At 61.2% G+C, this 20,547-nt stretch carries 10 protein-coding genes, 2 tRNA genes, 3 rRNA genes and 1 pseudogene; 5 read left to right on the top strand and 11 right to left on the bottom strand.

Annotated features, from left to right (window positions below):
• Nucleotides 1–11: 11 nt before the first annotated feature.
• The gene (locus WT60_RS03240; RefSeq protein WP_059583241.1) at nt 12–1,172 is read left to right on the top strand and encodes a porin; all 1,161 of its coding nucleotides are present in this window, start codon (nt 12–14) and stop codon (nt 1,170–1,172) included.
• Nucleotides 1,173–1,815: 643 nt separating this feature from the next.
• On the opposite strand, the gene WT60_RS03235 is transcribed toward WT60_RS03240, so the two are convergent.
• Together WT60_RS03235 and WT60_RS03230 are read right to left on the bottom strand one after the other, a co-directional pair.
• Nucleotides 1,816–3,489, bottom strand: a complete 1,674-nt coding sequence (locus WT60_RS03235) for a long-chain fatty acid--CoA ligase (protein WP_038754507.1) — start codon at nt 3,487–3,489, stop codon at nt 1,816–1,818.
• Nucleotides 3,490–3,628: 139 nt separating this feature from the next.
• Nucleotides 3,629–5,704, bottom strand: a complete 2,076-nt coding sequence (locus WT60_RS03230) for a molybdopterin oxidoreductase family protein (RefSeq protein WP_060356410.1) — start codon at nt 5,702–5,704, stop codon at nt 3,629–3,631.
• A gap of 137 nt (nt 5,705–5,841) precedes the next feature.
• On the opposite strand from WT60_RS03230, the pseudogene WT60_RS03225 reads away from it, so the two are divergent.
• Nucleotides 5,842–6,908 (top strand): annotated as a pseudogene (locus WT60_RS03225) (IS3 family transposase); the annotation flags it as partial.
• A gap of 96 nt (nt 6,909–7,004) precedes the next feature.
• On the opposite strand, the gene WT60_RS03220 reads toward WT60_RS03225, so the two are convergent.
• From WT60_RS03220 to WT60_RS03165, 9 genes are all read right to left on the bottom strand, one after another.
• The gene (locus WT60_RS03220; RefSeq protein ID WP_059584212.1) at nt 7,005–8,558 is read right to left on the bottom strand and encodes an IS66 family transposase; all 1,554 of its coding nucleotides are present in this window, start codon (nt 8,556–8,558) and stop codon (nt 7,005–7,007) included.
• A 30-nt stretch (nt 8,559–8,588) separates the two neighbouring features.
• Nucleotides 8,589–8,897, bottom strand: a complete 309-nt coding sequence (tnpB, locus tag WT60_RS03215; protein WP_348982041.1) for an IS66 family insertion sequence element accessory protein TnpB — start codon at nt 8,895–8,897, stop codon at nt 8,589–8,591.
• 32 nt (nt 8,898–8,929) lie between these two features.
• On the bottom strand, nt 8,930–9,358 hold the full coding sequence (locus WT60_RS03210) for a transposase (RefSeq protein WP_231752061.1): 429 nt from the start codon (nt 9,356–9,358) through the stop codon (nt 8,930–8,932).
• Between the two features lie 286 nt (nt 9,359–9,644).
• A 5S ribosomal RNA gene (gene rrf / locus WT60_RS03205) occupies nt 9,645–9,758 on the bottom strand.
• Between the two features lie 189 nt (nt 9,759–9,947).
• Nucleotides 9,948–12,828, bottom strand: a 23S ribosomal RNA gene (locus tag WT60_RS03200).
• A 408-nt stretch (nt 12,829–13,236) separates the two neighbouring features.
• A tRNA-Ala gene (locus WT60_RS03195) sits at nt 13,237–13,312 on the bottom strand.
• 38 nt (nt 13,313–13,350) lie between these two features.
• Nucleotides 13,351–13,427 (bottom strand) — tRNA-Ile (locus tag WT60_RS03190).
• A gap of 63 nt (nt 13,428–13,490) precedes the next feature.
• Nucleotides 13,491–15,023 (bottom strand): 16S ribosomal RNA (locus WT60_RS03185).
• The 16S, 23S and 5S rRNA genes sit together here with 2 tRNA genes alongside, the layout of an rRNA operon.
• 586 nt (nt 15,024–15,609) lie before the next feature.
• Nucleotides 15,610–16,386 (bottom strand): enoyl-CoA hydratase, encoded by a 777-nt coding sequence (locus WT60_RS03165; protein ID WP_038744525.1) that lies wholly within the window; start codon nt 16,384–16,386, stop codon nt 15,610–15,612.
• A 130-nt stretch (nt 16,387–16,516) separates the two neighbouring features.
• Here WT60_RS03165 and paaN point away from each other — a divergent pair, with 130 nt between their 5' ends.
• The 3 genes from paaN (at nt 16,517) to paaG (ending at nt 20,476) form a co-directional block, all read left to right on the top strand.
• Nucleotides 16,517–18,223, top strand: coding sequence for a phenylacetic acid degradation protein PaaN (gene paaN / locus WT60_RS03160; protein ID WP_038744523.1), 1,707 nt, complete (start codon nt 16,517–16,519; stop codon nt 18,221–18,223).
• An 88-nt stretch (nt 18,224–18,311) separates the two neighbouring features.
• Nucleotides 18,312–19,514, top strand: coding sequence for a 3-oxoadipyl-CoA thiolase (gene pcaF, locus WT60_RS03155; RefSeq protein WP_059579917.1), 1,203 nt, complete (start codon nt 18,312–18,314; stop codon nt 19,512–19,514).
• A gap of 170 nt (nt 19,515–19,684) precedes the next feature.
• A complete protein-coding gene (paaG, locus tag WT60_RS03150; RefSeq protein WP_060355126.1) occupies nt 19,685–20,476 on the top strand; it encodes a 2-(1,2-epoxy-1,2-dihydrophenyl)acetyl-CoA isomerase PaaG in 792 nt (263 codons plus the stop codon).
• Nucleotides 20,477–20,547 lie beyond the last annotated feature (71 nt).

Below are 20,547 nucleotides of genomic sequence, written 5' to 3'. Positions count from 1 at the left end.
GAGATCTTTTAATGAAAAAGTCGCTTCTCGCGCTCGTCGCGCTGAGCGCGTTCGCTGGCGCCGCTCATGCGCAAAGCAGCGTGACGCTGTACGGCATCATCGACGAAGGCTTCAACATCAACACCAACGCTGGTGGCAAGCACCTGTACAACCTGTCGAGCGGCGTCATGCAGGGTAGCCGCTGGGGCCTGCGCGGCACGGAAGACCTCGGCGGCGGCCTGAAGGCTGTGTTCGTCCTCGAAAACGGCTTCGACGTGAACTCCGGCAAGTTCGGTCAGGGCGGCCTCGAATTCGGCCGTCAGGCTTACGTCGGCCTGTCGAGCGGCTTCGGCACCGTCACGCTCGGCCGCCAGTACGACTCCGTCGTCGACTTCGTCGGTCCGCTGGAAGCGGGCGATCAGTGGGGCGGCTACATCGCCGCTCACCCGGGCGACCTCGACAACTTCAACAACGCGTACCGCGTGAACAACGCAGTCAAGTTCACGAGCGCGAACTACGGCGGCTTCACGTTCGGCGGCCTGTACAGCTTCGGCGGCGTCGCCGGCGACTTCAGCCGCAACCAGACCTGGTCGCTCGGCGCAGGCTACACGAACGGCCCGCTCGTGCTGGGCGTCGGCTACTTGAACGCGCGCACGCCGGCGACGGCTGGCGGCCTGTTCGGCAACAACACGACGACGAGCACGCCGGCTGCCGTGACGACCCCGGTCTACGCAGGCTACGCATCGGCTCACACGTACCAGGTGATCGGTGCGGGCGGCGCCTACTCGTTCGGCGCGGCGACGGTCGGCGTCACGTACTCGAACATCAAGTTCATGAATTTCGCGAGCACGGCATTCCCGAGCCAGACCGCGACGTTCAACAACGCGGAAGTCAACTTCAAGTATCAGTTGACCCCGGCGCTCCTCGCCGGCGCGGCGTATGACTACACGCAAGGCAGCAAGATCGCCGGCGCGTCGGCAGCCAAGTATCACCAGGGCTCGGTCGGCGTCGACTACTTCCTGTCGAAGCGCACCGACGTCTACGCAATCGGCGTGTATCAGCACGCTTCGGGCAACGTGATCGAAGCCGACGGCAACACGGTCGGCCCGGCAACCGCCGCGATCAACGGCCTGACGCCGTCGTCGAACCGCAACCAGTTCGCGGCGCGCGTGGGCATCCGCCACAAGTTCTAATAAGCGGGTAACACTCGGTAGTAACTTAAAAGGCGCCTTCGGGCGCCTTTTTTATTGATGCGGGTTCGGCCTGCGACAGGTTGGCGCCTTTTTGCTGGGTCGAAGAGATGTCGGGCGGCGCAAGAAGGTAAGCGCACGCACCGCAACGATAGCCTGGCTTCCGAGTTGCCGGCCGCGAAACGTGCGGAAGCGGCGAACCGGCGTGCAAGGAGGGGCAGCAACGCTACGGCCTCCGGGGGCGGTGCCGGAACGGCTGCGCGAGCACGGTTGCGGGATTGCGTTCATTCATCCGGCCTTGCACGATCGCGTTCCGCCATGCGTCAGCGAGAATCGAAGCCGTTCGCGCCGGAATGTCGCATCAAGGAAACCGTTCGCATTTGCGCGGGCATGAACCGCCACACGTCGACATTCAATGCAAAACGCCCGATGCGGCGCACCGGGCGTTATGGCGATCAACTTCTGCCGACCTGTTCCGGAACTCGACGTTGATGCGACCGTGAGAAACAGCGCAGCGGTTCGAAAGCAAGCGTCCCGGGAAGCGAACGCCTCGATTCGGAAACGAGCGGACGGCAGCCGCCGCAGGCCCGCCGCGTCAAGCCGGGCGACGCCGCCGCCCATTCTGAGCGCGGCGGGGCGATGCCCGTTACGCCTTGCCGTCGCGCAACTCGCGCCGCAGGATCTTGCCGACGTTGGTCTTCGGCAGATCGGCGCGGAATTCGACGTACTTCGGCCGCTTGTAGCCAGTGAGCCGATCCTTGCAGTAGGCGATCAGATCCTTGTCGGTGAGCGCCGGGTCCTTCTTGACGACGAACAGCTTCACCGCCTCGCCCGAGTGCTCGTCGGGCACGCCGACGGCCGCGACTTCGAACACGCCCGGGTGCGACGCGACCACGTCCTCGACCTCGTTCGGATAGACGTTGAAGCCCGACACGAGAATCATGTCCTTCTTGCGGTCGACGATCTTCACGTAGCCGCGTTCGTCCATCACGCCGACGTCGCCCGTCTTGAAGAAGCCGTCCGGCATCATGACCTTCGCGGTTTCGTCCGGGCGATTCCAGTAGCCCGCCATCACCTGCGGACCGCGAATGCAGATCTCGCCCGGCTGGCCCAGCGGCACGTCGTCACCCGCGTCGTCGCGGATTGCGATCTCGGTCGACGGTAGCGGCAAGCCGATCGTGCCGCTATATTCGGTGGCCGTGACCGGGTTGCAGGTCGCGACAGGCGAGGTTTCGGACAAGCCGTAGCCTTCGACGATCGGCGTCTTCGTCTTGTCGTACCAGCGCTTCGCGACGCTTTCCTGAATCGCCATCCCGCCGCCGTTGGCGACCGCGAGCTTCGAGAAATCGAGCTGCTCGAAATCCGGATGGTTCAGCAGCGCGTTGTACAGCGTGTTGACGGCCGGAATCGTGATGATCTGGTAGCCCTTCAACTCCTTGATCATGCCGGCGATGTCGCGCGGATTCGGGATCAAAATCCCCGTGCCGCCCGTGCGCAGCGTCAGCAGCCCGCAGACAGTCAGCGCGAACACGTGATAGAGCGGCAGCGCGATCACGGTGATGAACTGCTTCACTTCCGGGCGCTTCGCATGCGCCGGCTCATGCCATGCCTGCGCCTGCAGCACGTTCGACACGATGTTGCGATGAAGCAGCGTCGCGCCCTTCGCGACGCCCGTCGTGCCGCCCGTGTACTGGAGGAACGCGACGTCGTCGGGCGCAGGCTTCGCCTGCTTGAAGGACTGCCGGCCGCCCGCGGCGAGCGCCGCATTGAATCGCGTGTACGACGGCAGGCTCCATGCCGGCACCATCTTCTTCACGCGGCGCACGACGTAATTGACGAGGACGCCCTTCACGCCGAGCAGATCGCCCATCGCGGCGACAACGACGTGCTTGACCGACGTCTTCGCGATCACCGCCTGCAGCGTCGTCGCGAAGTTCTCGAGGATCACGATCGCCTCGGCGCCGCTGTCCTTCAATTGGTGCTCGAGTTCGCGCGGCGTATAGAGCGGATTGACGTTGACGACCGTATAGCCCGCGCGCAGCACCGCGGCGATCGCCACCGGGTACTGCAGCACGTTCGGCATCATGATCGCGACCCGCGCGCCGCGCGACAGGCCGCGCGACTGAAGCCACGCGCCGAGCTTGCGCGACAGCACGTCCAGCTCGCCGTACGTGATCGCCTTGCCCATGCAGATGAACGCCTTCTGGTCCCGATAAAGACTAAAGCTCTCGTCGAGCAGATCGGGGACGGACGAATACGGGGACGCGTCAATTTCGGCCGGGACACCGAGCGGATACGATTTCAGCCAAATTTTGTCCATGCGGCGCGTCTCCTCACTGATTTTCGAATGGTCGTGCTAAAAATTGGCATCGTAACGGGTCGGCCCGGTCCAGACAACCGGGTTAGACACTCCTTTCCAACTTGCGTAAAGATGCCGGAACGTTCGCTGCCGAATCGCGTCATCCGCGCTCGACCTCGACCAGACAGTCGTAGAACGTCGCGCCGCGGCCCAGATCGGTCAGCGCCTGGCTCGTCACCTGATTTGCGTTGCGGCCGTCCGGCGCAAGCTTCTTCCACCAGATCGACAGGCCGACGACGAGCCCTTCCCGCGCCCGGTCGGTCACGCGAGCCTTCGCGCGCAGCGAACCGCGATCGTTGAAGATACGCACCGGGTCGCCGTCGGCAATGCCGCGATGCTCGGCGTCGGCCGGATGGATGTCGAGGTGCGGCTCGCCCTCCGTCGCGCGCAGGCTCGCGACGTTGACGAACGTGCTGTTCAGGAAGTGGCGGGCGGGCGGCGAGATCATCGCGAGCGGATAGCGGGCAGCCAGTTCGGGCGCGCCGTCCGCGGATTCGTAAGGCGGCAGGTAGTCCGGCAATGGATCAAGGCCCATTTCTGCGAGGCGCTCGCTGTAGAACTCGCACTTCCCGGACGGCGTCCGAAAGCCGCCGTTTGCGAATGGCGCTTCGGCGAGCTTCAGCTTGAGCCAACCTGCCTGCTTGAGCGTGTCCCAATCGCTCTGCAGCGACGAATCGTTCCAGCGCAGCGACAGGCGAGCGAGCGTTTCGTCGTCGTCGTGGAGCGCCGGCTCGTCGAGCCCCATGCTGCGCGCGATGCCGCGAAATATCTCCGTGTTCGGGCGCGCCTCGCCGACCGGCGGGATCGACGGCAAGTTCGCCATCACATAGGTGTGACCATATGATTTGTGAACGTCGAGATGCTCGAGCTGCGTCGTCGCCGGCAACAGAAGATCTGCGTAGTCGGCGGTATCTGTCTTGAAATGCTCGAGAACGACGGTGAACAGGTCCTCTCGTGCAAAGCCGGCGGCGACCTTCTCCGAGTCGGGAGCAACGGCGACCGGATTCGAGTTGTAGACGATGATCGCCTCCACCTTCGGCCCGAAATCCTGATCGCCGGGATGCAGCAACGCGTCGCCAATTGCATTCATATTGATCGAACGCGGCAGCTTGTTCGGCCAATCCGGCAGCAAGTCAGGGCGCGCCAGAGCAGCGGAGTCGACTGGCGCCCATTCGGACGAGGACAGGAGCAGCCCGCCTGCGCGATCACGCCACGCCCCCGTGAGCGCGGGCAAACAGGCGATGGCGCGGACCGCGTTGCCGCCGCCGCGCACGCGCTGCATGCCGTAATTGAGACGAATCGAGGCCTTGCGCGTGCGTCCGTAAAGGCGCGCCAGCTCGACGATTTCCTCGACCGTCACGCCGCAGATCCCGGCTACGCGCTCGGGCGAATAATTCAGCGCGTGCACTTTCAGCGCATCGAAACCGAGCGTGTAATCGCGGATGTAGTCCTGATCGATGAGGCCTTCGTCGATCAACACGTGCATGATGCCAAGCGCAAGCGCACCATCCGTCCCCGGCTTCAACGCGATGTGTTGATGACATTTTTCCGCCGTCAACGAGCGGTACGGATCGATGGCGATCAGGCGCGCACCACGACGCTTGGCTTCTTGCGCGCGCGTCCAGAAATGCAGATTGGAGGCGATCGGATTTGCCCCCCAGATCAAGATGAGGTCGCTCTCCTCGTAGAATTCGAAATGCATCCCGACGCTCGCGCCGTACGTGTAGCGCAGCCCCGCGGCGCCGGCCGCCGAGCAGATCGTTCTTTCGAGGCGCGACGCACCGAGTTTGTTGAAGAAACGTTGAGCAATGCTTTCGCCCTGGATAAGCCCCATCGTTCCCGCATAGCTGTAGGGAACAATGGCTTCGGGGGCCCGGCGGGCGATTTCCGATAGCCTCTGCGCCACCAGGTTGTTCGCTTCGTCCCAACTGATCGGCTCGAATCGCCCCGCCCCTTTCCGGCCGATTCGCTTGAGGGGCACCGTGAGCCGCTCGGGGTGATGAACGCGATCTGCATATCGGCTCACCTTGGTGCAGAGAACGCCTTGAGTTGGCGGATGATCGGGGTCGCCGGCGACCTTGACGGCTCTACCGTTCTCGACCGTGACGCGGATTGCGCACGTGTCGGGACAATCGTGCGGACAGACTGCTCGAGCGAATTGTGGGGGGATATTCATGCTCTGTTGCGCAAAATTTTTATTGGTTCGGAGATTTTACGCGCGGACGTCGCAAAAGTTTTTCGAGTCGAGATGTAGTGGTCTAATAAATCCGGACACTGATTTAGGCGAGAATGGTCGCCATGAAGAGGTGTCTAATGAGCAAGCAACGACGTACGTTTTCCCCGGAGTTCAAACAGCAAGCCGCCTGTCTGGTGCTCGACCAGGGTTATAGCCATATGGAAGCAAGCCGCTCGGTCGGCGTCGGCGAGACGGTGCTGCGCCGCTGGGTGCAGCAACTTCAGATGGAACGCCAGGGCGTCACGCCGCAGGGCAAGGCAATCACGCCGGATCAACAGCGTATTCAGGAACTCGAGGCGCGTATCGAACGCCTCGAGCGTGAGAAGGCCATTTTAAAAAAGGCTACCGCGCTCTTGATGTCGGAAGGCATCGAACGTACGAAGTAATTGATCAGATTGGCGCAAGCGAATCGGTCGAGCTGATCTGCGCGGTATTCGACGTGTCGCGGTCCTGCCTGTATGCACACCGAGGGCGAGCCCGACGCGTTGATGCCGAGCGCATGGCACTGCGTAGCCGGGTACACGAGCTGTTCATCGAGAGTCGAAGCTCTGCTGGCAGTCGCAGCATCATGGGCATGATGCGCGAGGAAGGTACGGCGATTGGCCGCTTCAAGGTCAGCCGCTTGATGGAAGAACTCAGGTTGATCTGCAAGCAGCCGGGCCGCCATGCCTACAAGCAGGCCACGGTCGAGCGGATCGATATCCCGAACCATCTCAATCGCGAATTCGAGGTTGGTACGCCGAATCAGGTGTGGTGTGGTGACATCACGTATGTCTGGGCGCAGGGACGTTGGCATTATCTGGCCGTAGTACTCGACCTGTTCACGCGCCGGGTTGTTGGCTGGGCGTTCTCGACACGCCCTGATGCCGATCTGGTCGTGCAGGCGTTGGAGATGGCCTATGAGCAACGTGGCCGACCGCAAGGCTTGCTGTTTCACTCGGATCAAGGCGGCCAATATGCAAGCCGGAAATTCCGTCAGCGCCTCTGGCGCTATCGGATACAGCAGAGCATGAGCCGTCGAGGAAATTGTTGGGATAACTCCCCGATGGAGAGGCTGTTCCGCAGCTTCAAGACCGAATGGCTACCGTCAGTGGGCTACATGTCGGCGCAGGAGGCACACCGGGACATCAACCACTACCTGATGCACCGGTACAGTAAGCGCCTCGCGAAGGCCGTCCGCAATCCGGCGCGCACGTGAGGCATGATTGGTTATCGAGCGCTCATGTTGGCCCGCTGGCAATCAGCCCGTGGAGGCAGGTGGGCAAGACTTCCCTGGCAGCTTTTTTGCCACGTTCCAGGGTAGTAATTCGTCGATGCGGTTAATGGGGTGATCAGCGATATGGGTCAGCACGTATTCGAGGTAAGCGCGCGGGTTGATCCCGTTCAGCTTGCACGTGCCGATCAGGCTGTACATCGCCGCGGCCCGTTTCCCCCCACTGTCGGAGCCGGCGAACAAGAAGTTCTTTCGACCCAGACTCACACAGCGCAACGCGTTTTCGGCCAGGGCGTTGCTGATCTCGGCACGGCCCTCTTCGCAGTACAGCACGAGGGCATCCCACTGATTAAGCGAGTAATGGATCGCTTTGGCCAATTCGGATTTCTTCGACAGCGTCGCGAGTTTGTCCGTCATCCACGTCTTGATGGCCGCGAGCAGCGGGATGCTTTTCTCCTGGCGCACGCGCAGCCGCTGCGCGGCGGGTTTGCCGCGGATGTCGGCCTCGATCGCGTAAAGTGCACCGATCAGCTCGAGCACCTCCCGGGTCGCCTCGGCAGGCGTTCGGGCATGCACGTCGTATATGTACCGTCTCGCGTGGTCCCAGCATGCCGCCTCGCGAATCTTGCCGCTCTCGTACAGTTCGTTGAAGCCGCTGTAGGCGTCGGCTTGCAAGATACCCTTGAATCCGTCCAGGTGGGTCTGGGGATGAATGCCTTTGCGGTCCGGCGAGTAAGCAAACCACACTGCGGCCGGTTCGGTCGAGCCCGAACGAGTGTCATCGCGCACATACACCCACAGGCGCCCCGTCTTCGTCTTCTTCTTGCCCGGCTCGAGTACCGGGATAGGCGTGTCATCCGCGTGCAGCTTCGACGGCGCCACCGTGTAGCGGCGCAGTGCCTCGGTCAGCGCATCGCAAAGGGCCTCGCACTGGCCGACCCAGCGGCCCATGCTGGCCGGGTCGAGCTTCACGCCGTCGCGCGCGGCTATCTGCGACTGGCGGTACAACGGGGCGTGGTCGGCGTACTTCGAGACGAGGATGTCGGCCAGCAGGCTCGGATGGGCGATGCTGCGCGTAATCGGCAGGCCGGGCATCGCCGGCTGCGAGAAGTGGTGGCCGCACGGGCAAACCGTCTTGCGCCGGATCGTACGAATCACCTTGAACACCGCCGCGACGCGGGCGAGCTGCTCGGACACGTCTTCTCCGAGCGGCTGCATTGCGCTGCCGCACTTCGGACACGTTGCGTCAGCCTCCAGTACACGTTCTTCGCGTGGCAGATGCGGCGGCAGCGCTTCTTTCGGCGATGCGTCGCTCACAGGCGTGCTTGCGCTTGATTGGCGGGCGCGCCGCACATCGGCGACGCCACGCTCGCCCGTCAGGTCCTCGAGCGCTGTTTCTAGCCGTGCAACCTCGCGGTCCAACTGCTCGGACTTGCGTCCGAATTGCATGCGCCTAAGCTTGTCGAGCTGAGCCTTGAGTTGCTCGATCTCCAGATCGCGCTCGGCAAGCTGAGCACGAGCCTCGAGCAGCAATGCTCGCAGCGTTTCAACATCGTCAGGAAGTTCGGCGCCGTTCGACATGCGGCGCAGTTTACGAGCCTTCTGCTCGGTTTACAACATCGACAGTGCAGCGGTGCGACGCGGTTGCCGCCAATCGATGCCTTCGAGCAACATGGACAATTGCGCTGCCGTCAGATGAACCTTGCCGCCATCGGCCTGCGGCCAGACGAAACGACCACGCTCAAGCCGTTTCGCAAGAAGCCAGAGCCCGTCCTCGGTTGCCCACATGAGCTTCACGAGATCGCCGCGCCGGCCCCGGAAGATGAACACGTTGCCGCTGAGCGCATTGTCCTCGAGCGCCGTGTGCACCTTCGCCGCCAGCCCTTGGAATCCGCAGCGCATGTCGGTGACGCCGGCCACCAGCCAGACTCGGGTACCCGTGGGAAGAGAGATCACGATTGCATGCTCCCCAGTACAACACGTAGCGTGTCGGCGTCCACAATGCCGTCCACCTTGACGACCACCTCACCGAATCGAATCTCGATTGTCCCGGCTCGAGTAGTGCGGTTGCCCACTGCCCGAGCTTCCGAGGGCATGGTCACGCGCTGCGCCGGCGTTTCATCGACCACCGCCACCGGAATCAGCGACGTCGTTTGGGCCAGCAATTGCTCGCGATAGCGACGCCGCCACGTGAACAGCATGTTTGCATTGATGCCATTCTCGCGCGCCAGCTTTGCGACCGAAGCACCCGGCTCGCATGCCGCGGCCGCAAGACGGCGTCGAAACTCGCGATCATAGTTTGGGCGCCCCTTGCGGCTCCCGGGCTTGGCTTCCGGCTCTGTCACGGTGATGTCCATCAAATCGAAAATGATGGGCACCACTTTGATGTCGCTTCTCGCCCTCGTCTACGACGGTCGCCGTGAGGCGCTTACCCGGTACAACTGGATACGGCCGCATCAGTTCAATGACGGACTGGCGCCGGCGGTTGCGGAAGAAAAACTTAACGCAGTGTCCGGGATTAGTTGACCACTACACACCCGCACTCGAGCGAGAAGGGAGTCGAGGCGGGAGCTGGAGCGCGAGGCTCCTGCCGAGGGCGTTCAGGGGATTGGCGAAGGCGTAAAAAGCAAAACCCCCGCCGGTGAGGGCGGGGGTTTTCAGAGGGGAGCCTGACGATTACCTACTTTCACACGGGCAATCCGCACTATCATCGGCGTGGAGTCGTTTCACGGTCCTGTTCGGGATGGGAAGGGGTGGGACCGACTCGCTATGGTCATCAGGCAAAGAGGGTTGTTCTGCTGGCGCGGCCAACAGAACCAATCTGGGAAGAAGCAGTAATCTTGGGTGGGTTGTGAGGTTGTATCTCACACATACGCGGTACTTCAACCGCAGTACGTCGAGCGCCTTGCACTCGACACTCGATATCCGTGAGCGCTGACGCGCCAACGACTACCGAGACAGACTTGTTATAGGATCAAGCCTTACGGGCAATTAGTATCAGTTAGCTGAACGCATTACTGCGCTTACACACCTGACCTATCAACGTCCTGGTCTCGAACGACCCTTCAAGGGGATCAAGTCCCCAGGGATATCTCATCTTAAGGCGAGTTTCCCGCTTAGATGCTTTCAGCGGTTATCTCTTCCGAACATAGCTACCCGGCGATGCGACTGGCGTCACAACCGGTACACCAGAGGTTCGTCCACTCCGGTCCTCTCGTACTAGGAGCAGCCCCCTTCAAATATCCAACGCCCACGGCAGATAGGGACCAAACTGTCTCACGACGTTTTAAACCCAGCTCACGTACCTCTTTAAATGGCGAACAGCCATACCCTTGGGACCGGCTACAGCCCCAGGATGAGATGAGCCGACATCGAGGTGCCAAACACCGCCGTCGATATGAACTCTTGGGCGGTATCAGCCTGTTATCCCCAGAGTACCTTTTATCCGTTGAGCGATGGCCCTTCCATACAGAACCACCGGATCACTATGACCTGCTTTCGCACCTGCTCGACTTGTCGGTCTCGCAGTTAAGCACGCTTATGCCATTGCACTATCAGCACGATTTCCGACCGTACCTAGCGTACCTTCGTACTCCTCCGTTACGCTTTGGGAGGAGACCGCCCCAGTCAAACTGCCTACCATGCACTGTCCCCGACCCGGATCACGGGCCAAGGTTAGAACCTCAAACAAACCAGGGTGGTATTTCAAGGACGGCTCCACCGAAACTAGCGTTCCGGTTTCATAGCCTCCCACCTATCCTACACAGATCGGTTCAAAGTCCAATGCAAAGCTACAGTAAAGGTTCATGGGGTCTTTCCGTCTAGCCGCGGGTAGATTGCATCATCACAAACACTTCAACTTCGCTGAGTCTCGGGAGGAGACAGTGTGGCCATCGTTACGCCATTCGTGCAGGTCGGAACTTACCCGACAAGGAATTTCGCTACCTTAGGACCGTTATAGTTACGGCCGCCGTTTACCGGGACTTCAATCAAGAGCTTGCACCCCATCATTTAATCTTCCGGCACCGGGCAGGCGTCACACCCTATACGTCCACTTTCGTGTTTGCAGAGTGCTGTGTTTTTATTAAACAGTCGCAGCCACCAGTTTATTGCAACCCCTTCACCCTTTGCGCGCAGGCGCATCAAGCTACCAGGGCGTACCTTATCCCGAAGTTACGGTACCAATTTGCCGAGTTCCTTCTCCCGAGTTCTCTCAAGCGCCTTAGAATACTCATCTCGCCCACCTGTGTCGGTTTGCGGTACGGTCATTGTTAAACTGAAGCTTAGAGGCTTTTCTTGGAACCACTTCCAATTGCTTCGCTCCCTAAGGAGCTCGCGCCACACCCTTGAATTCCGCGCCCGGATTTGCCTAAGCGCCTTCTCCAATGCAGCGACCGGGACTTCCAACACCCGGACAACCTTCCGCGATCCGTCCCCCCATCGCATTTAACAATGGTGCAGGAATATTGACCTGCTTCCCATCAGCTACGCATTTCTGCCTCGCCTTAGGGGCCGACTCACCCTACGCCGATGAACGTTGCGTAGGAAACCTTGGGCTTACGGCGAGGGGGCCTTTCACCCCCTTTATCGCTACTCATGTCAGCATTCGCACTTCCGATACCTCCAGCACGCTTTTCAACGCACCTTCGCAGGCTTACGGAACGCTCTCCTACCATGCGTGCAAAGCACGCATCCGCAGCTTCGGTATATGGCTTAGCCCCGTTACATCTTCCGCGCAGGACGACTCGATCAGTGAGCTATTACGCTTTCTTTAAAGGGTGGCTGCTTCTAAGCCAACCTCCTGACTGTTTTAGCCTTCCCACTTCGTTTCCCACTTAGCCATATTTGGGGACCTTAGCTGGCGGTCTGGGTTGTTTCCCTCTTGACACCGGACGTTAGCACCCGATGTCTGTCTCCCGTGATTGCACTCTTCGGTATTCGGAGTTTGCTATGGCGGGGTAATCTGCAATAGACCCCCCAACCATGACAGTGCTCTACCCCCGAAGGTGAGACACGAGGCACTACCTAAATAGTTTTCGGAGAGAACCAGCTATTTCCAAGTTTGTTTAGCCTTTCACCCCTATCCACAGCTCATCCCCTAACTTTTCAACGTTAGTGGGTTCGGACCTCCAGTACGTGTTACCGCACCTTCATCCTGGCCATGGATAGATCACTTGGTTTCGGGTCTACGCCCAGCAACTGAACGCCCTATTCGGACTCGCTTTCGCTACGCCTGCCCTATTCGGTTAAGCTTGCTACTGAACGTAAGTCGCTGACCCATTATACAAAAGGTACGCCGTCACCCCTTACGAGGCTCCGACTGTTTGTATGCATGCGGTTTCAGGATCTATTTCACTCCCCTCCCGGGGTTCTTTTCGCCTTTCCCTCACGGTACTGGTTCACTATCGGTCGATCACGAGTATTTAGCCTTGGAGGATGGTCCCCCCATCTTCAGACAGGATTTCACGTGTCCCGCCCTACTTGTCGTACACCTAGTTCTTCCATACTGTTTTCGTCTACAGGGCTATCACCTGCTATGGCCGCACTTTCCAGAGCGTTCGACTAACAATACAGATAAAGAGTACAGGCTCTTCCCATTTCGCTCGCCACTACTTTGGGAATCTCGGTTGATTTCTTTTCCTGCGGTTACTTAGATGTTTCAGTTCACCGCGTTCGCCTCACATGACCTATGTATTCAGCCATGGATACTCCAAAAGGAGTGGGTTTCCCCATTCGGACATCTACGGATCAAAGCTCGTTTGCCAGCTCCCCGTAGCTTTTCGCAGGCTACCGCGTCCTTCATCGCCTGTGATCGCCAAGGCATCCACCACATGCACTTGTTCGCTTGACCCTATAACGAGTCTGTCTCATCTTTCGACGCAACAGTCGCTACAGGTTGAGTTCTCGCGTTGTGCCGTATTCCAAAATTGATGTCGGTCCGGCTTTAGCGCTTTAGCGCTTACGCCGACCCCACTCCCGAAGGGAGTAGACCCGAATCATCTTGAGATACATCGATACAATCACAACCCGGATAGTTTCCACGTCCATCTCATTAGACGCTTCCGCTATCCAAATTACTTACTTCTTCCAGATTGTTAAAGAACGACAGCCGATACGTACTACGTATCACTCTGACTGGCTCAATCGCCAATGGGGAATACTCGATTCGTTCTCTCGAACCCAATCAAATATTCTCCATTGGGACTCCCTTCGGGAGTGAAATGCTCGTAAGCGCTGAAGCACTAACGAGCACCGCAATTGGTGGAGGCAGACGGGATCGAACCGACGACCCCCTGCTTGCAAAGCAGGTGCTCTCCCAGCTGAGCTATGCCCCCTACAGAGACTTCACCCAGGTTTCCTGCGCCAGACAACTTGGTGGGTCTGGTTGGATTCGAACCAACGACCCCCGCCTTATCAAGACGGTGCTCTAACCGACTGAGCTACAGACCCCTGAGTCTGTCTTGATTACAGCCGATAAGCGTGAGCGCTCAACTTCGCGGAAATAAGCTCGAGAAAGGAGGTGATCCAGCCGCACCTTCCGATACGGCTACCTTGTTACGACTTCACCCCAGTCATGAATCCTACCGTGGTGACCGTCCTCCTTGCGGTTAGACTAGCCACTTCTGGTAAAACCCACTCCCATGGTGTGACGGGCGGTGTGTACAAGACCCGGGAACGTATTCACCGCGGCATGCTGATCCGCGATTACTAGCGATTCCAGCTTCATGCACTCGAGTTGCAGAGTGCAATCCGGACTACGATCGGTTTTCTGGGATTGGCTCCCCCTCGCGGGTTGGCGACCCTCTGTTCCGACCATTGTATGACGTGTGAAGCCCTACCCATAAGGGCCATGAGGACTTGACGTCATCCCCACCTTCCTCCGGTTTGTCACCGGCAGTCTCCTTAGAGTGCTCTTGCGTAGCAACTAAGGACAAGGGTTGCGCTCGTTGCGGGACTTAACCCAACATCTCACGACACGAGCTGACGACAGCCATGCAGCACCTGTGCGCCGGTTCTCTTTCGAGCACTCCCGCCTCTCAGCAGGATTCCGACCATGTCAAGGGTAGGTAAGGTTTTTCGCGTTGCATCGAATTAATCCACATCATCCACCGCTTGTGCGGGTCCCCGTCAATTCCTTTGAGTTTTAATCTTGCGACCGTACTCCCCAGGCGGTCAACTTCACGCGTTAGCTACGTTACTAAGGAAATGAATCCCCAACAACTAGTTGACATCGTTTAGGGCGTGGACTACCAGGGTATCTAATCCTGTTTGCTCCCCACGCTTTCGTGCATGAGCGTCAGTATTGGCCCAGGGGGCTGCCTTCGCCATCGGTATTCCTCCACATCTCTACGCATTTCACTGCTACACGTGGAATTCTACCCCCCTCTGCCATACTCTAGCCTGCCAGTCACCAATGCAGTTCCCAGGTTGAGCCCGGGGATTTCACATCGGTCTTAGCAAACCGCCTGCGCACGCTTTACGCCCAGTAATTCCGATTAACGCTCGCACCCTACGTATTACCGCGGCTGCTGGCACGTAGTTAGCCGGTGCTTATTCTTCCGGTACCGTCATCCCCCTAGGGTATTAGCCCAAAGGTTTTCTTTCCGGACAAAAGTGCTTTACAACCCGAAGGCCTTCTTCACACACGCGGCATTGCTGGATCAGGCTTTCGCCCATTGTCCAAAATTCCCCACTGCTGCCTCCCGTAGGAGTCTGGGCCGTGTCTCAGTCCCAGTGTGGCTGGTCGTCCTCTCAGACCAGCTACTGATCGTCGCCTTGGTAGGCCTTTACCCCACCAACTAGCTAATCAGCCATCGGCCAACCCTATAGCGCGAGGCCCGAAGGTCCCCCGCTTTCATCCGTAGATCGTATGCGGTATTAATCCGGCTTTCGCCGGGCTATCCCCCACTACAGGACATGTTCCGATGTTTTACTCACCCGTTCGCCACTCGCCACCAGGTGCAAGCACCCGTGCTGCCGTTCGACTTGCATGTGTAAGGCATGCCGCCAGCGTTCAATCTGAGCCAGGATCAAACTCTTCAGTTCAATTCCTGTTACTGTTTTCGGTTGTTTCCAACCGGTCGCTCACTCAAAGCTGACAGGTATATGAATTGCTCCATAAACCTGACTTACTTTAGTGTGAGACTCTTGATACTTTTGCTTGCGATCCAAGGATCGCCCGCTTCCATCAAGCGCCCACACTTATCGGCTGTTCATTGTTAAAGAGCACATCTGCGAGAAGACTTCACTACTTTCTGCCGCCTTCTCAGCAGCGCTGCGTTGTCTGCAGCAGAGAAACGAGATTATGATCACTTATTCGCAGCGCGTCAACAACTTTTTTACTACCGCGTCGCGCTCCGCCCTGATCACCTTTCCGTGCCGCCGGCCGGCTACCGCTTCGACCTTACCACCTCGGCATCGGAACTTCCCGCTTCCCCTCTCGCGCCGCGTTCGGCTTGGCGCGAAAGAGGCGTGATTGTAGGCACAACCCCTCCCACGCGCAAGCCCCTTTCGACAGTTTTTTTGCGCCGACGCTTCGGGATCGCGAAGCGGCCGGAAAGCCGAGTCCGCCTCACTCATACGAAGCGCACCTCGTAACAACCAACAAAGGCGCGCGACGCGCCTCGCAAGCTCAGCGGTGCTTGAAGGTCGGCTTGCGCTTTTCGACGAACGCCGCCATTCCTTCCTTCTGATCTTCGGTCGCGAACGCCGCATGGAACAAGCGGCGTTCGAAGTGCACCCCCTCCGCGAGCGTCGTCTCGTATGCGCGATTCACCGCCTCCTTCACCATCATCACGACAGGCAGCGAGAATTCGGCGATCGTCGTCGCCGCGGCGATCGCCTCGTCGAGCAATTTGTCCGCCGGCAGTATCCGCGACACCAGGCCGGCGCGCTCCGCTTCCTCCGCATCCATGAAGCGAGCGGTCAGGCACATGTCCATCGCCTTCGCTTTCGACACCGCGCGCGGCAGGCGCTGCGTTCCGCCCGCACCCGGCAGCACGCCGAGCTTGACCTCCGGCTGGCCGAACTTCGCCGTGTCCGCCGCGAAGATGATGTCGCACATCATCGCGAGCTCGCAGCCGCCGCCCAGCGCGAACCCCGCCACCGCCGCGATGACCGGCTTGCGAATCTGACGCACCGCCTCCCAGTTGCGCGTGATGTAGTCGCCCTTGAAGACGTCCATGTACGAATAGGTCGCCATCATCCCGATGTCGGCGCCCGCCGCGAACGCTTTCTCGCTGCCCGTCAGCACGATCGCGCCGATGCCTTCGTCCGCGTCGAACGCCTTGAGCGCCGCGCCCAGCTCGTCCATCAGCGCGTCGTTCAGCGCGTTCAGCGCCTTCGGACGATTCAGCGTAATCAACCCCACCCGGCCGCGCGTCTCCACCAGGATATTTTCGTAAGCCATCTGCTTCTCCTCGATCAATGAAACATGAAATGCCGCACACGCACGAATGATTTGATGCTAACATTTTCCGACCAACCGGTCGGTTTATTAATAACCTCCACCTTCCTCAACCTTCATCAAGCCTGCCGCCATGACCCATCCTCTGTTCACGAAGCATGAAGACACGCTGAAGCACGCGCTCTCCACGATCGAAACGCGCGGCTACTGGAGCCCGTTCGCCGAGATGCCGAGCCCCAAAGTGTACGGGGAAAGCGCCAACGCAGACGGCGAAGCAGCATTCAAAGCCCAACTCGACAAGCCGTTCGAACTCGACCAGCCCGCCTCGGGCGAAACGGTCGGCGCCGAAGAGTCGCCGTACGGTTTCGCGCTCGGCATCCGTTACCCGAAATCGTCGCCCGACGAGCTGATCGCCGCCGCCGCGCAAGCGCAGCGCGCATGGCGCGAGGCCGGGCCTTCCGCCTGGGCAGGCGTGTGCGTCGAGATTCTCGCCCGGCTGAATCGCGCGAGCTTCGAAATTGCTTACAGCGTCATGCACACCACGGGACAGGCTTTCATGATGGCGTTCCAGGCGGGCGGGCCGCATGCGCAGGACCGCGCGCTCGAAGCCGTCGCCTATGCATGGCAGGAGCTGCAGCGCATCCCAGCCGACGCGCATTGGGAAAAACCGCAAGGCAAGAACCCGCCGCTCGCGATGCACAAGCGCTACACGATCGTGCCGCGCGGCACGGGCCTCGTCCTCGGCTGCTGCACATTCCCGACGTGGAACGGCTATCCGGGCCTGTTCGCCGATCTTGCAACCGGCAACACGGTCATCGTCAAGCCGCATCCCGGCGCAATTCTGCCGCTCGCGATCACCGTGCGCATCGCGCGCGACGTGCTGCGCGAAGCCGGCTTCGATCCGAACGTCGTCACGCTGCTTGCGACCGAATCGAACGACGGCGCGCTCGTCCAAGAGCTCGCGCTCCGCCCGGAAATCAAGCTGATCGACTTCACCGGCAGTTCGCAAAACGGCAACTGGCTCGAACGCAACGCGCACCAGGCGCAGGTGTATACGGAGAAAGCAGGCGTCAACCAGATCGTGATCGATTCCGTCGACGACCTGAAAGCCGCCGTCAAGAACATCGCGTTCTCGCTCGCGCTCTACTCCGGCCAGATGTGCACCGCGCCGCAAAACATCTATGTTCCGCGTGACGGCATCCGCACCGCGGAAGGACATGTCAGCTTCGACGACGTCGCGCAAGCGATCGCGGGCGCCGTGCAGAAGCTGACAGGCGACCCGGCACGCTCGGTCGAGCTCATCGGCGCACTTCAGAACGAAGGCGTCGCGGCCCGCATCGACGACGCGCGCAAGCTCGGCCGCGTGCTCGCCGACAGCCAGGCGCTCGAACATCCCGCTTTCAAGGGCGCGCGCGTACGCACGCCGCTCGTGCTGCAGCTCGACATCACCGATCGCGCGAAGTACACGCGGGAATGGTTCGGTCCGATCTCGTTCGTCATCGCAACCGATTCGACCGCGCAATCGCTCGATCTCGCCGGTTCGATCGCGGCCGAGCACGGTGCGCTCACGCTCTCCGTCTACAGTACGGACGACGCCGTCGTCGAGGCCGCGCACGAAGCGGCCGTGCGCGGCGGCGTCGCGCTGTCGATCAATCTGACGGGCGGCGTGTTCGTCAATCAATCGGCGGCGTTCTCCGACTTTCACGGCACGGGCGCCAATCCGGCCGCGAATGCATCGCTCGCCGACGCCGCGTTCGTCGCGAATCGCTTCCGCGTCGTGCAGAGTCGCCACCATGTTGCGCCGAAGGCCGCATCCGCTGAAGCCGGCCAAACGGCATAACCCGTTCGGCCGGGCTGCCGACCTCGCCATCGTTCACTACCATGTATGAACCTGCCCGCTCGCGGGTTCTCCTTCGCCGGAATTCGACATGACCGAAGCATTCCTGTGTGACGCAATCCGCACGCCGATCGGCCGCTACGGCGGGGCCCTCGCGCCGGTGCGGGCCGACGACCTCGGCGCCGTGCCGCTCAAGGCGCTCGTCGAGCGCAACCGCGACGTCGACTGGGCCGCCGTCGACGACGTCATCTACGGCTGCGCGAACCAGGCCGGCGAAGACAACCGCAACGTCGCGCGCATGTCGCTGCTGCTCGCCGGCCTGCCCCAGGCCGTGCCCGGCTCGACCATCAACCGCCTCTGCGGCTCCGGGATGGACGCGATCGGCGTCGCCGCTCGCGCCATCAAGGCCGGCGAGGCCGGCCTCATGATCGCGGGCGGCGTCGAGAGCATGAGCCGCGCGCCGTTCGTGACCGGCAAGGCGACGAGCGCGTTCTCGCGCCAGGCCGAGATCTTCGATACGACGATCGGCTGGCGCTTCGTCAATCCGCTGATGAAACAGCAGTACGGCGTCGATTCGATGCCGGAGACGGCCGAGAACGTCGCGACCGATTACCGCGTGAGCCGCGCCGACCAGGACGCGTTCGCGCTGCGCAGCCAGCAGAAAGCGGCGCGCGCGCAAGCCGACGGCACGCTCGCGCAGGAGATCGTGCCGGTGACGATTGCGCAGAGGAAAGGCGAGCCGGCCGTCGTGTCGCGCGACGAGCATCCGCGCGACACGTCGCTCGACGCGCTCGCGAAGCTCAAGGGCGTCGTGCGGCCGGACGGCACGGTGACGGCGGGCAACGCGTCGGGCGTGAACGACGGCGCGTGCGCGCTGCTCGTCGCGAGCGAGGCGGCCGCGCGGCGTCACGGGCTCGTGCCGCGCGCGCGCGTGCTGGGGATCGCGACGGCGGGCGTCGAGCCGCGGGTGATGGGCATCGGCCCGGCGCCGGCCACGCACAAGCTGCTCGCGCGGCTCGGGATGACGATCGACCAGTTCGACGTGATCGAGCTGAACGAGGCGTTCGCCTCGCAGGGGCTCGCGGTGCTGCGCCTGCTCGGCGTCGCGGACGACGATGCGCGGGTGAATCCGAACGGCGGCGCGATCGCGCTCGGGCACCCGCTCGGCGCGTCCGGCGCGCGGCTCGTGACGACCGCGACGTACCAGCTGCATCGCACGAACGGCCGCTACGCGCTCTGCACGATGTGCATCGGCGTCGGTCAGGGGATCGCCATCGCGATCGAGCGCGTGTAGGGCCGACAAACCGACGAAGTGCTCATCCGGTTCATTTCGAAGGCAGACGGCTCACAGGCTCGCAGGAGACGCAAGCCGAGCCACGGCGACCAGCCGGTTCGAGCGCGCCCCGCGACATCCGCTCAGACTTCTGAAGTTTGAACCGAATCGAAAACATAAGGAGACAGCCGATGTCCTACCAAGCGATTCGCATCAAAATCGATCAGGCGACACACGTTGCGACGATCACGCTCGATCGCCCCGACAAGCTCAACAGCTTCACGCGCGACATGCATCGCGAGCTGCAATCGGCGCTCGGCGACGTGCAGGCCGCGAACGCGCGCGCACTGATTCTCACGGGCGCGGGGCGCGGCTTCTGCGCGGGCCAGGATCTCGCCGACCTCGATTTCACGCCGGGTGCGACGACCGACCTCGGCACGATGATCGAAGAGCACTTCAATCCGCTCGTTCGCCGCCTGCAAGCGCTGCCGCTGCCCGTCATCGCCGCCGTGAACGGCACCGCGGCGGGCGCGGGCGCCAATCTCGCGTTCGCATGCGACATCGTCATCGCGGCGAAATCGAGCAGCTTCATCCAGTCGTTCGTGAAAATCGGCCTGGTTCCCGATTCGGGCGGCACGTGGCTCCTGCCACAACGCGTCGGCTTCGCCCGCGCGCTGGGCCTCGCGCTGACGGGCGACAAGCTCGGCGCCGAGCAGGCCGAGCGCTGGGGGCTCGTGTGGCGCGTCGTCGACGACGCCGAGCTGCCAGGCACCGCCACCCAGCTCGCCCGACAACTCGCACAACAGCCGACGCGCGCGATCGCCGCGATCAAGCAGGCGATGCGCGCGGGCATCACCAACACGCTCGACCAGCAGCTCGATCTCGAACGCGATCTTCAGCGCGAGCTCGGGCAATCGTACGACTACGCGGAAGGCGTGCGCGCGTTCATCGAAAAGCGCGCGCCTCGCTTCGAGGGGCGCTGAGATGGCTGCGCACACCCCATCGGCCGCCGCCGAACGCTCCGCCGAAGCGCTCGCCCGCGCGACCGCGGAAG

The organism is Burkholderia sp. MSMB617WGS (assembly GCF_001532025.2).
In the GTDB taxonomy this organism is placed as follows: domain Bacteria; phylum Pseudomonadota; class Gammaproteobacteria; order Burkholderiales; family Burkholderiaceae; genus Burkholderia; species Burkholderia savannae.
Note: the sequence above shows the minus strand (reverse complement) of the source record. Positions and strands in the feature narration are given on the sequence as shown.

What these genes read in the sequence shown, in the direction of transcription:
- paaG (WP_060355126.1), top strand. Translation starts at nt 19,685, where the DNA reads ATGTCCTACCAAGCGATTCGCATCAAAATCGATCAGGCGACACACGTT.
- WT60_RS03240 (WP_059583241.1), top strand. Translation starts at nt 12, where the DNA reads ATGAAAAAGTCGCTTCTCGCGCTCGTCGCGCTGAGCGCGTTCGCTGGC.
- WT60_RS03165 (WP_038744525.1), bottom strand. Translation starts at nt 16,386, where the DNA reads ATGGCTTACGAAAATATCCTGGTGGAGACGCGCGGCCGGGTGGGGTTG.
- WT60_RS03230 (WP_060356410.1), bottom strand. Translation starts at nt 5,704, where the DNA reads ATGAATATCCCCCCACAATTCGCTCGAGCAGTCTGTCCGCACGATTGT.
- WT60_RS03235 (WP_038754507.1), bottom strand. Translation starts at nt 3,489, where the DNA reads ATGGACAAAATTTGGCTGAAATCGTATCCGCTCGGTGTCCCGGCCGAA.
- paaN (WP_038744523.1), top strand. Translation starts at nt 16,517, where the DNA reads ATGACCCATCCTCTGTTCACGAAGCATGAAGACACGCTGAAGCACGCG.
- WT60_RS03220 (WP_059584212.1), bottom strand. Translation starts at nt 8,558, where the DNA reads ATGTCGAACGGCGCCGAACTTCCTGACGATGTTGAAACGCTGCGAGCA.
- pcaF (WP_059579917.1), top strand. Translation starts at nt 18,312, where the DNA reads ATGACCGAAGCATTCCTGTGTGACGCAATCCGCACGCCGATCGGCCGC.